Origin of the sequence: Acinetobacter kyonggiensis (genome assembly GCF_900107285.1) — a bacterium.
Classification (GTDB): domain Bacteria; phylum Pseudomonadota; class Gammaproteobacteria; order Pseudomonadales; family Moraxellaceae; genus Acinetobacter; species Acinetobacter kyonggiensis.
In genome coordinates, this window is the sequence record NZ_FNPK01000001.1 from 340,490 (window position 1) to 352,921 (window position 12,432).

13 protein-coding genes are annotated in these 12,432 nt (G+C 42.8%); 4 read left to right on the forward strand and 9 right to left on the reverse strand.

All coding sequences use genetic code 11. The annotated features are described in order from the left end of the window. The 4 genes from BLV99_RS01615 to lptF form a co-directional block, all read right to left on the reverse strand. Positions 1 to 1,176, reverse strand: a complete 1,176-nt coding sequence (locus BLV99_RS01615; protein WP_092687042.1) for a S41 family peptidase — start codon at positions 1,174 to 1,176, stop codon at positions 1 to 3. A 32-nt stretch (positions 1,177 to 1,208) separates the two neighbouring features. Continuing rightward, positions 1,209 to 2,756: a 2,3-bisphosphoglycerate-independent phosphoglycerate mutase gene (gene gpmI, locus BLV99_RS01620; RefSeq protein ID WP_092687045.1), complete on the reverse strand. Its 1,548-nt coding sequence runs from the start codon at positions 2,754 to 2,756 to the stop codon at positions 1,209 to 1,211. Between the two features lie 123 nt (positions 2,757 to 2,879). Then, entirely contained in the window at positions 2,880 to 3,950 is a 1,071-nt protein-coding gene (gene lptG, locus BLV99_RS01625) for an LPS export ABC transporter permease LptG (RefSeq protein ID WP_086183963.1), read from the reverse strand. 1 nt (position 3,951) lies between these two features. Then, complete coding sequence (gene lptF / locus BLV99_RS01630) at positions 3,952 to 5,052, reverse strand: LPS export ABC transporter permease LptF (RefSeq protein WP_086183964.1); 1,101 nt, start codon at positions 5,050 to 5,052, stop codon at positions 3,952 to 3,954. Positions 5,053 to 5,211: 159 nt separating this feature from the next. Between lptF and BLV99_RS01635 the strand changes: the two genes are divergently transcribed. From BLV99_RS01635 to BLV99_RS01650, 4 genes are all read left to right on the forward strand, one after another. Beyond that, complete coding sequence (locus BLV99_RS01635; RefSeq protein ID WP_092687048.1) at positions 5,212 to 6,660, forward strand: leucyl aminopeptidase; 1,449 nt, start codon at positions 5,212 to 5,214, stop codon at positions 6,658 to 6,660. After that, positions 6,653 to 7,060: a DNA polymerase III subunit chi gene (locus BLV99_RS01640; protein WP_086183966.1), complete on the forward strand. Its 408-nt coding sequence runs from the start codon at positions 6,653 to 6,655 to the stop codon at positions 7,058 to 7,060. Before BLV99_RS01635 ends, BLV99_RS01640 begins: the two co-directional genes overlap by 8 nt. A gap of 28 nt (positions 7,061 to 7,088) precedes the next feature. After that, complete coding sequence (gene blhA / locus BLV99_RS01645) at positions 7,089 to 7,721, forward strand: cell division protein BlhA (RefSeq protein WP_086183967.1); 633 nt, start codon at positions 7,089 to 7,091, stop codon at positions 7,719 to 7,721. A gap of 109 nt (positions 7,722 to 7,830) precedes the next feature. Next, positions 7,831 to 8,049 (forward strand): hypothetical protein, encoded by a 219-nt coding sequence (locus BLV99_RS01650; protein WP_092687051.1) that lies wholly within the window; start codon positions 7,831 to 7,833, stop codon positions 8,047 to 8,049. A 66-nt stretch (positions 8,050 to 8,115) separates the two neighbouring features. On the opposite strand, the gene BLV99_RS01655 is transcribed toward BLV99_RS01650, so the two are convergent. The 5 genes from BLV99_RS01655 to nrdR all read right to left on the reverse strand — a co-directional run bounded on the left by BLV99_RS01655 (position 8,116) and on the right by nrdR (position 12,323). Further along, positions 8,116 to 8,661: a VTT domain-containing protein gene (locus BLV99_RS01655; protein WP_092687055.1), complete on the reverse strand. Its 546-nt coding sequence runs from the start codon at positions 8,659 to 8,661 to the stop codon at positions 8,116 to 8,118. A gap of 111 nt (positions 8,662 to 8,772) precedes the next feature. Further along, positions 8,773 to 9,432: a riboflavin synthase gene (locus BLV99_RS01660; RefSeq protein ID WP_086183970.1), complete on the reverse strand. Its 660-nt coding sequence runs from the start codon at positions 9,430 to 9,432 to the stop codon at positions 8,773 to 8,775. A 27-nt stretch (positions 9,433 to 9,459) separates the two neighbouring features. Beyond that, entirely contained in the window at positions 9,460 to 10,752 is a 1,293-nt protein-coding gene (locus BLV99_RS01665; RefSeq protein WP_092687058.1) for a DNA adenine methylase, read from the reverse strand. Continuing rightward, positions 10,749 to 11,852 carry a bifunctional diaminohydroxyphosphoribosylaminopyrimidine deaminase/5-amino-6-(5-phosphoribosylamino)uracil reductase RibD gene (gene ribD, locus BLV99_RS01670; RefSeq protein WP_092687061.1) on the reverse strand — a complete coding sequence of 368 codons (1,104 nt, stop codon included), beginning with the start codon at positions 11,850 to 11,852 and terminating at the stop codon, positions 10,749 to 10,751. The genes BLV99_RS01665 and ribD overlap by 4 nt, the downstream gene beginning before the upstream one ends. A 12-nt stretch (positions 11,853 to 11,864) precedes the next feature. After that, on the reverse strand, positions 11,865 to 12,323 hold the full coding sequence (gene nrdR / locus BLV99_RS01675) for a transcriptional regulator NrdR (protein WP_004650079.1): 459 nt from the start codon (positions 12,321 to 12,323) through the stop codon (positions 11,865 to 11,867). Positions 12,324 to 12,432 lie beyond the last annotated feature (109 nt).

Sequence of the window (12,432 nt, forward strand, 5' to 3'; positions counted from 1 at the left end):
TTATTTATGGTTGAGAATAATGTCTGCAACATGTTCAAGATAGTTTTCCTCTTTCATGTCATGTTGCAGCAGATATTGTTGATTGGGCTGAATTCCAATCCCTTCAATCATGTTGCCTTTAGGGGTGTAATAATGCGATACCGTCATCTGCAAAGCAGCACCATTGGACAAAGGGAATAGTTTTTGCACCACCCCTTTTCCATAACTTTTTTCACCTACAACCCATGCACGACCATGCTCTTTAAGTGCTGCGGTAAAGACTTCAGCAGCTGAAGCAGAACGGCTATTCATTAAAATACCGAGCTTTAAATTTTGAAATTCGAAACTGGGTAAAGCTTGAAATTGTTGATCACCTTCAGAACGACTTTTGGTCGAGACAATCAACCCTTGATTCAAAAACAAATCTGCGGATTCCACCGCAGCAGATAACAGTCCACCGGGATTATTTCTTAAATCAAGTAAAACTGCTTTTAAGCGTGAAGAAGAATGCTCTTCAATTAAGCGCTTAATTTCATTGGCTGTATCTTGCTGAAAAACTTTTATTTTTATTACTAAAACTTGATTATGTAAAACATTGGCTTGTATATCGGTTTCTATTTTTTTATTGCGGACTAAAGTCAGTGGCGCACTATTTTGAGCCAGTTGTAAACTTAAAGTCGAACCAATAGCACCATTAAGTAAACTATGTACTTGATCATGATTGAGTTTTTTCAGCTCTTGATCATCAATCTTAAATACAGCAACACCATTACGTAGACCTTGTTTGGTCGAATCGGCATTATTTTTTAAGCCTTGAATTACCCACTGATGTAGCTGTGGATCATAAATCAATTCAAAGTCAACCGAGGCCATATCACCTTCGGTATATTGTAACAGCAGCTTATAATCTTCTGGACTTAAATAACGAGAATAACGGTCTAGTCCACCGACCAAACCTTTAATTGCTTGTTGAAATAAAGCATCATCATTTTTTTCATCGACATAATTGTCTTTAACAATGCTATAAATTTGCACAAATTGCTGAATTGATTCCACGGGAACTTCAGCATAATTTTGTTCAATTTCATCATCAAAATCTAAAACAGGCGGGGTTTTCACCGCCCCAAGAGCTGAATGGCTCACACACATGAATAACGTGGTTAAAGTGACAACCATCTTCCAGCGTTGTAAAGCCATTCATTCACCTGTTTATACTTATACGATTTATTTTATGATGCCAAAGTAATCAAATTACGACCTTGCATTTCTTGAGGTACAGGAATTTGCATTAAGCTTAATAATGTCGGTGCGACATCGGCAAGTACACCACCTTCGGCAATTGTTGCAGAAGTTGGCCCTACGTAAATGAAGGGCACAAGTTCAGTGGTATGTTGCGTATGGACTTGACCACTTTTATAGTCTTGCATTTGTTCAACATTACCATGGTCAGCCGTGATCAGCATATGGCCTTTTTGTGCCATTACCGCTGCATAGACACGACCTAAACAGGTGTCTACCGCTTCCACTGCTTGCACAGCAGCATCAAATACCCCTGTGTGTCCGACCATATCACCATTGGCAAAATTGACCACCAACAAGTCAAATTCACCCGAGTTAATTGCAGCCACCAACTCATCGGTCACTTCATAAGCACTCATTTCAGGCTTAAGGTCATAGGTTGCAACATTGGGTGATGGAATCAGGATACGTTTTTCACCCGGATATTCATCTTCACGACCACCACTAAAGAAGAAGGTCACATGAGCATATTTTTCGGTTTCAGCAATACGCAGTTGAGTTTTACCTAAATTCGATAAATATTCACCAATCGAGTTATGCAATGCTTGAGGCATATAGGCAACAGGTGCATCAATCGTGGCTTGATAACGCGTCAACATCACAAATTTAGACAGATTTGGCACTACTTTACGTTCAAAACCGGAAAAATCTTTTTCGACAAATGCTTTGGTGATTTCACGGGCACGGTCAGCACGGAAATTCATAAAGACGACACTGTCACCATCTTGAATTTTAGCCACATCGCCAATACGCGTTGCTTTGACAAATTCATCTTTTTCTTCAGCAGCATAAGCCTGTTCTAAGCCTGCAACAGCTGTTGTCGCGGTACGTACTGCTTCGCCTTCTGTTAACAAACGATAGGCTTGTTCAACGCGATCCCAACGATTGTCACGATCCATAGCAAAATAACGACCAATCATGGTCGCAATACGCCCCTGCTCCGGATATTGAGCAAAGAGTGCATCTAATTTTTCAAGTGATGGTTGGGCACTTTTCGGTGGTGTATCACGACCATCCAAGAACGCATGTAAATAAACTTTCGCACCACGTTTTAAGGCTAACTCACACATCGCCACAATATGGTCTTCATGCGAATGCACACCACCTTGCGACAACAAGCCCAGAATATGTACAGCACCTTGTGCCGCTTTGGCTTTTTCCACCGCATCAATCAAAACGTCATGCTCAAAAAAAGCACCCGTACGAATATCTTTGGTAATACGGGTAAAGTCTTGATACAACACACGACCTGCACCAAGGTTCATGTGACCCACTTCAGAATTGCCCATTTGACCATCAGGTAGACCGACATCTTCGCCTGAACCTGAAATCAAACCATGTGGATGCTTTTCTTGCATAGCCGTTAAATTAGGTCGTTTGGCTGCTAAGAAAGCATTGTCTTCGACCGCTTCGCGATGCCCTACACCATCCATAATTACCAATACGTGAGGGATTTTGCCAGCAGTTGCACCCGTCATAATGAACACTCTTTTGTTTACAATTTCATCGTTATATCTTACCGAATTTTCGGTCAAGACTCTATGTGCAGATCATGACTAAAGCGGATCATGCACATTGTTTTATCAGGCGCTATTCAATGATTAACGAGCACGTCGCAGCAAATAACCGCCCGCTAGCATCATGAAAATAATCGGCACAAAGACAAACCATGCCGGTGAAGGTGAATACACTAAACTTGCATAGCCCAAGAAATCTTGTAGATAGAAGAATCCTAAGCCAATGAATAAGGCAATCACCAAACGAAAACCCATCGACTGTTGACGTAAAGGACCAAAAATAAAGGAACAGGCAATCAGTACCAACGCAATTAAAGCAAAGGGTGAAGCCACTTTCTGCCAAAATGCCAGTTTATAGGTTTTCGGTACTTGGCTATATTCATGCATATAACTCATAAAGCTGACCAATTGACTTGGCGATAAATCTTCAGGATCAATGGTCACCATATGCACATATTTAGGTTGTAGTGCCAAAGCCAAAGGCAATTGATCTGCCTTAATCACCGTTGCATTGCCCTGCGGTAAAATATCAATTTGCGAAGCCGTTTTTAGACTCCAATCGCCATCTTTGATGAACTGGCCTTGCTCTGCATTTAACACCCCTTTCAAGTGATAACGCTCATCAAAGTCAACCACTTGAACATGTTTGAGCTGTCCTTGTGCATTGGCATAATCAATATAAATAAAACGCTGACCTTCGCGTGTCCAATAACCGCTCACTTCACCCAATGAATTTACACTGCGGTGATCTTTGACGCTTTTGGCTTGCTCATTGGTATAGGGAATCACCCATTCACTTAATACAAAGGACAACAGCACCAAAATTAATGCCGAGCGAATCACCCAACCGACGATACGCCACAAACTAATCCCAACTGAACGCATTACCACCAATTCTGCATTGGATGCTAAAGCACCCAAACCCAGCACAGCACCAATGAGTGCCGCAATCGGTAAGATTTCATATAAATACCGAGGTGCACTCCAAAGTACATAAATTAATGCATTCCAAGCAGTATAGGTGTCACTTAATTCACCTAATTCACCTAAATAGGTAAATAAAACTTGTAGAACCGATAACACAACAGTTGCACCCAGCATCGCTAATGCTGTGGTTTTGGTCACATGTTTGGCAATTATTCGACGTGCTAACATTTTAAGACCTCACCTGCTGAATTCGCTTCTTAATTTTAGGAGCAAGCTTTTGTTTGCGTGAAAATAATGCCGCAGCCACACCATATACCACCAAGACCAACGGATATGCCCCAATCCCCATTTCATCTTTACTGACCCGCGTTTTCACCGCCATCAGTGCCACAATCAAACTGGCAAAAATAAGTAAAGCGGGGAAGAGTTTTAAATAACGTCCTTGCCGTGGGCTAACTTCTGAAAGTGCAACCGCTAAGGCTAAAGCGACCACAATAGAGAATGGAACGAAGATGCGCCAACCCAATTCACTGGCAACAACCGGATCAGCACGATTACTCCAGAGCTTAGAAATAGGTAATGCTTCCACTTCGGCACTTTCAAACTTAGCTTCTGTGTCACTTTCCAAACGTAAACGATAGGATTGAAATTCTGCTTGGGTATATTTAGGTTTACCTGGGAAAAACTCGTAACGACGACCTTCGACCAAATCGACAATACTGGCGGTTTCATTGGCAACTTCTACACGGGTTGCCTCTTTCGCCAAAATCATCACATCAGGTTTATCTGGCTTTGCAGCACGTTGATAGAAAAATACATCTTTTAGATTACGACGATCTTCAGACAAGTCCCCTGCATAAATGGTATAGGGGCCAGATGAAATAAACTCCTTCGGGCGGACTAAATCGAAGCCCGTTCTAACCGCTTGGTTGGTCGTCAACTCTTCAAACTGACGCAGCCCCCAAGGAGACATCCAAATCATTAAAACAAATTGCACGGCCAGAAAAACCACGGTCAGTGGAATCAGTAAGCGTCCCAACCGATGCCGACTGACACCACTTCCATTGAGTACCGCCATTTCATGGTCAACATACAAACGACCAAAGACCAAGACCAAGCCAATAAAAAAGCCCAGTGGAAGAATTAAAGTTAGAAATTCTGGCAGTCGATAACCAATAATACTAAATAGAATACTGACATCTAAACGACCTTGTGCCGCAACACCAAAGTACTTGATCAGTCGACCACCCATCATGATTAAGGTCAATAAGGCAATCACAACCAAGGATGTAGACACCACTTGCTTGACCAAATAACGCCGAATAATCAAATTAATTCTTCCCAAAAAGAGGCAAATAAAAACTAGGCTTAGTTTACCCGAATGGTGAAAATATAAAACCTATACTGTCGTTGCGCATTGAAACTCTATTCATAGAAATGTTTCAATGGTTTAATGGTTTGCAAACATTCAAAGGCATGAATACAGAACATGAAACTAACAATTAATACGTCCTTCCAAGAGAATGCGTCTAGCCCATATTTGTTGATATTAGTTGATTCTGAGCAGCTACAAAAGGCAGCTACTTCTTATGAAATCAATAATTTAAGTTCTTTAGCAGAAGCAGCACAGTTTAAAGCCAGCTTAACTGAAAGCCTATCACTCATCGGGAAAGTGGCGGTATGTAGTAATACTGTACTTATCGGCATCGATAAAGCCGCGGATCTACAACCCAATAAATTAGCAAAAATTGCGCAAAGCATTATCAAAACGTCACAAAAAAAATTCAAACAGATCAGTATTGATATTTCTGCATTAGCAGCAGAGCAACATTATTTATTTGCCTTGGCTTTAACCCAAGCCGCATATGCTTTTGATGAATATAAATCGAAAAAAAATGAATTCATACTCGAAACAATTCATCTGATTTCAAACAATAGTACTTTGAACCCACAACAATTAACCCTGATTCATGCTGTGCAATCGGGTCAAAACTGGGCACGTGATTTAGGCAATCGTCCGGGGAATATTTGCTTCCCTGAATATTTAGCAGAGCAAGCACAAGCCCTCGCTGCGCAATATCCTGACTTGCTTAAAGTGACCGTGATTAATGAACAACAAATGGCCGATTTAGGCATGAACGCCTTCCTTGCAGTCAGCAAAGGGTCAGATCGTCCGGGTCGCGTGATTACCCTTGAATATAAAGCCCATACCGAACAAGCGCCTGTGGTCTTAGTGGGTAAAGGGGTCACTTTTGATACTGGCGGTATTTCACTCAAACCTGGTGCTGGTATGGATGAAATGAAATACGATATGTGTGGTGCGGCATCTGTGTTAGGAACAATGCGTGCGCTGTGTGAAGCAAAATTACCCATTCATGTGGTCGGTGCAATTGCTGCCGCTGAAAATATGCCTTCAGGTCATGCAACGCGTCCGGGAGATATCGTAAAAACCATGAGTGGTCAAACAGTCGAAATTTTAAATACCGATGCGGAAGGTCGTTTGGTTTTATGCGACACCCTGACGTACATCAAACGCTTTAACCCTGCTTTGGTGATTGATATTGCCACTTTAACTGGTGCATGTGTGGTTGCCTTAGGTTCAGTGCTGACTGGTCTATTCACCCCAGATGATGAACTGGCTGCTGAAATTCATGCTGCGGGACAGACCTCATTTGACCGTGTATGGCGCATGCCCGTGATTGATGATTACCAAGAACAACTCGATTCACCGTTTGCTGATATTGCCAATATTGGTGGCCCTAAAGCCGGTTCAGTCACCGCAGCCTGCTTCTTACAACGCTTCACGCGTGAATACCGTTGGGCGCATTTAGATATTGCCGGTACTGCATGGAACTCGGGTTCAGCGAAAGGGGCAACGGGTCGTCCTGTGCCATTATTGCTACAATTTTTAGCCAATCGTGCGCAGTCAAATGGCTAAAGTAAGCTTTTACTTATTTGAAAAAAGTCCCGAACGGCAAGTGGAAAGCACTTGCCGTTTGTGCCGTAAGATTCTGAAACAGCCTGAACGTATTTGGTTATATTGTGCAGACTCAGAATTACAACAGCAGCTCGATGAACGATTGTGGAGTTTTGATCCCAGCAGTTTCATTCCGCATGGCATTGATCAAGAATCGGCTACAATTTGTATTTCATCTCATCTGCCCGAACAATCGGACTGGATCGTGTTTAATTTTAACAATCAAGCGCTTGAACAGATTGATAAATTTAGTCACATTATAGAAATCATCGAAAATAATGAATCAGCAAAACAACTGGGTCGTGAAAAATTTAAACAATATCGGCGTTTAGGTATTGAACCACGAACTTTTAAACTATAGCTGATCAATCGAATTAAGGAGATATGCGGTGGCATTAAATGTCGGTCAAGATTTTAAACAGCGCTGGTTAGACGTACCTGAGGCTGTTCGTCAGGCATTTATTGATGACCTACACCGCGTCTGCAATGTGCTCAAACCTGAAACCAATATTCAAAAATGGTTGGAAAAGGACGAGCTCGCACAACAACAATCCTTTGAAACAATAGAACGTGCTTATGTAGAACGTAAGGCACAATTGATTGAAGATGCTCGTTTACGCCATCAACGTGCGCTAGAACAGTCTTTAGCCAAGAAACGCGCTGCACAAGCAGACTATGCTCAAGCCTTACAATTCGATGAAACACGACAATTTGCTGAACAAACACAAACACTGTCCCTGATTCGGCAAAATTTAGAGCGTGAAATTCAGACCTATACGGCGCGTTATCATAAGAACCCTGAAGGTGCGGCATTAAATTTTGCCAAAGGCATGCCGTCGATTAGCGACACGGCTATGCTTTCGGAACTGGAAAATGTTCGTTTACGTCTCGAGTTAGAAGCTGAAACTCTGATTGAACAAACCGTCGCTGTATTTCGTGCCAAGTTACAACAGGCCAGCCAAGAAGAAATTGAATATATTTTAAAAAATTCTAATTTTTCAACGGAAAAGCCAAAAGCATAAGTGCTGATGATTATTTGGCCTGATGTTACGATTGTCATATGAATGACATGTTTATGTCACAAGATAGTCATATCTTAACGTGTCCAATGCGTGTCATTCAGGAATAAAAATGGATATTTTGCACCAAATTTCCACTCAAATTGCAGCACTCAATTCGGGAGAAAAATGGCAGCTATCTGCTCAAGATTTATTTATCAGCCATGCCGACTTTCACTCACTTTCAATCTATATTTCCCGTGAAGCGAAAAAAGGACAGTTTTCTGTGTCTAGCTCAGCTCTTTTAGGTTCTTGGGTCGGCAGTACAGCCGTTACCATTACCAAACACTAAAAAGCTAAGATGATCAAAAGAGTCCACTCTGGTGGGCTTTGCTTATGTTCAAAAAGACTTTAAACCTTAAAATACATCTACGGCCAATCCAAGCATATTCCCAACCCCATACCCCAGCCCTAACAGCAAACTGATCCAGATCAGTCCCCCCACCAAGTTATACAACATAAAACTGAAGATATTCATGTGCCCTGCACCCGCAGCAAACGGTGCAAAGGAACGGACAAAAGGCACAAAACGTGCCACCAAAATGGTTTTTCCACCATGTTTGCTAAAATAATGATTGGTCTTGGCAATATATTCAGGCTTTAAAAACTTTGCATGGGCATGAAAAAACTTAAAGCCCAAAACCCGACCGGTATAATAATTAACCATATAACCCAATACAGCTGCCGTAAAAAGCAACAGTCCCATATAGTGTAAATGGATGACTGCTGTGGTTGAGCAGAGTGCGCCAATCGCCAGTAGCAAGCTATCCCCGGGTAAGAAAAACATAAAGACAGAACTGGTTTCGGCAAAGATAATCAGAAATAAAATGGCGTAAATCCAAAGGCCATAGTGATCCAGCAAAGTAGGCAACCATTGTTCAATATGCATTAAAAAATCAAGCATTTTTACCTATCCACTTTAGCCACAAGAATTGCATCTACATGCAAAACCATGCATAAAAACAAAAAAAACAGTCTAATTTTGCAATGAGACTGTTTTCTATTCTATGTTTTTTTACTTCAAGAAGCCATTTTCTGCCAGAAATGCCATACTGAGTTTCGATTGTTCTTTGGTTTCAGCAGCTTTATCCCCCAGCATTAAACGTTCAATATAGCGGGCAAGAACATCAACTTCTAAATTGACTTTAGCACCGGTTTTCCACGTGCCAATATTGGTTCGATCTGCGGTATGTGGAATCAAATTCAGGCTAATCACACTGCCACGTAAGTGGTTAATGGTCAGGCTAATCCCGTCGACGGTCACCGAACCTTTTTCCGCTAAATATTTTGCAATTTCAGCAGGTGCCGTGACTTCATAATAAATTGACCGTGCATCTTCACGGACGACAGTAATTTCACCTACAGCATCAACATGACCGCTGACGATATGTCCACCAAAACGTGTTGTGGGCAACATGGCTTTTTCGACATTTACAGGCTGACCGACCTTCCACGTGCCAAGTGTAGTACGGTTTAAACTTTCACGGGATACATCAGCCGCATACCAGTTTTCACCCCACTCAATCACGGTGAGGCAAATACCATTGGTGGCAATTGAATCACCCAAATGCACATCAGACATATCAAGGTTACTGCCAATACGTAAACGAACATCACCGCCTACACTTTGTAAACTTTCAACTTTGCCTAGACTTTCAATAATGCCTGTAAACATAATTTGCTCTCTATTTCTGTATTTGTTTTACCACAATGCCAATTGCGTACTCACACCCGTGGTATCAACCCCACCCAGTTCGGCAGAATGATACAACTGACCTAAAAGCTGGCGTAATGGCGGCCCTGATTTGGCATGGGTATCGGTAATCACAATAAACTCCAGCACACGTGCACGCTCTGACTGACGCTGCTTACTGACACGATAACGTGGCACATCTTGCGTGAGCAAAGTCACACGACCACGTTTTAAATTTGCTTGCAGCAAGTCGCCCGCTTCAATATTACCATCGGTCGAATAACTGGTCAGAATATAACGTGCATTAATGGTGGCGACCAATTTTTCATAGGCTTCTTTGGCATATTTAGAAGAATTATACTGACTTGGGCGCTCTTTACGCCATGCTCGGTCAATTCCGCTTTTAAAGCCTTTGGTATCTGGACTCGGTAAATCGGCCTGATCCCATAAAGTCAACGCATTGAGTACATGATAGTTACTGCTATAAGCATGTTGATTATAAGGTGGATCAAGATAAGCCACATCCACCTCAAAACTGCTCATTTGATTGGCTAAATGCTGTGCATCGACACACCACACTTCTGCGGCGGGTTTTTTCGGTTCACCAATGTCACAAAAACGACTCGGTGTTAGCCAAAGTAAGGATTCAATGCGCTCTAAAGCCGTTTGCGTTTTACCGCCCCAACCATGATGAAAACTTTTGAATACGCCACTGGTATTACTGACAAAACTGGCAGAATAAAGTAACGGTGCCAGTAAAGCACTCATCTCAACATCATCAATAGCCCCTTGCGCCTGCCAAGTGGCAATCTGCTGACGAATCGCATCAATCCGCATGCCGTTACGGCGTTTGAAGAACAAACGATCGCGGGTAGGGTCATAAACTTCATCATTCCGTGGGCACAGATTATGCGTCACCCAGCCTTTTACTTCAGGCAAGCGGTTTAGGTAATCGATGGCTTTTTGATAGCCGCCCAATTCCTTAAATGCCGGTGCTTCTGTACACGATAAAATCGCACTGTTGAGTGCATGGCTATACGGTTCCCAATCATTGGCAATCACGCGATAACCATTTTGACGTGCCAGACGTGAAACCACACCCGAGCCTGCAAAAAAATCGGCAAAAATTGGCGCACGGCCATTTTTACTCTTTAATGTTCCCGTGCTCTCAAGCGCTTCTAAAATCAGATGCAGTAAACGACGCTTATTGCCTAAATACGGAACAAGCTGATTAAAAAGATATTCGTCTGTGGTACGTGCTGAATGACGACGTTTATGATAAACCGAAGACTCTGAATTCATACTGTCTCTTGAGAAGGGATTAACCTTAAGCGCACATCATTCCCCAATTGGGTGACATCTATGAGCTTAAATCGAAGTTGCTCTGCCATACGATTAAATTCCGCATTAAACATCGCACGTGCCGTTTGACCTAAAAAGGTCGGTGCAACATAGCTGATCATTTCATCGACCAACCGCGCTTGTAAAAAGGCCGTCGATAATGTTGCACCAGCTTCCACCAACACATCGTAAATTTGATGTTGTGTCGCTAAGCGCTGTAGCAAGTCTGTTAAAGGCTGCACGGTAAATTGTAACACGCCTAAATCGGCAAGTTCCTGACGGAATGGTCCCATCACCATAACCGTTTCAGCTTGCGCCAGAATTTTTGCTGTCAAGGGTAAACGCCCCTGACGATCAAGCACCAGACGTTTTGGTTGCACAATCGTACTGATATCGGCAATACCCTCTAACTGACGCACATTGAGCTGACAATCATCCGCCAGTACCGTTTCAATACCGGTGATGACCACACCAGAAATCGCGCGCCAATGTTGTACATCTTGTCGTGCCGCAGTACCCGTAATCCATTTCGACTCACCCGATGCCATGGCGGTGCGACCATCTAAACTGGACGCCACTTTTAACCGTACATAAGGCATGCCCGTTGCAATCGCTTTCAGAAAGCCTCTATTTTGTGCAGCAGCTTGTGCTTCGCAAACACCTTGTACTACTTCAATTCCTGCATTTTCAAGAATTTGCACACCCTTGCCTGCCACCAATGGATTGGGATCTGAACACGCAATCACAACGCGTGTAATGCCTGCCTCAACCAACCCATTCGCACAGGGCGGTGTACGACCATAATGTGCGCAAGGTTCTAAAGTCACATAAGCTGTTGCACCATGTGCCTGATCACCCGCTTGCTTTAAAGCAAAGACTTCCGCATGTGATCCCCCGACAGGTGCTGTTGCTCCACGACCCACAATTTGATGCTCTTTGACAATTACGCATCCCACTGCAGGATTGGGCCGTGTTCGATAAATTGCTGTCGCGGCTTCTGCTAAGGCAAATTGCATCCACATTTGGTCTTGTTGAATGGAATCTGGGCTTAGCTTAGACATCTTGAAACTCTTTTAATGTTCACGTTGTTGCATTTGTTCAATTTGACGGCGAAAGGCTTCTACATCTTGGAAATCTTGATACACCGAGGCAAAACGCACATACGCCACGTGATCCAGTGCAAACAAAGATTGCATGACAATTTCACCAATGGTACGTGACTTCACATCACGCTCGCCTAAGCGACGAATTTGTAATTGGATATCACTGAGTACGGTTTCGATCTGCTCTTGGGTCACAGGTCGTTTTTGCAGCGCATGCATCAATGAACGACGCATTTTAGCTTCATCAAAAGGCTCGCTCTTGCCATCAGATTTAATCACCCGAGGCATAACAACTTCGTAGGTTTCAAAAGTGGTAAAGCGTTCTCCGCAACTGATACATTCACGACGTCGACGAATTTGACAGCCTTCAGCAGCCAAACGCGAATCTATCACTTTACTATCTGCGGCGTTGCAAAATGGGCAATGCATAGCGGTTTAATTGAACAAATCAAATCGGATTTAGAGTGTAGCAAAAATTCTGCGCTTTGTAGAGCCTTACGCAAGATATGGAAAAAAAACAGCCCTTTCGGGCTGTTTC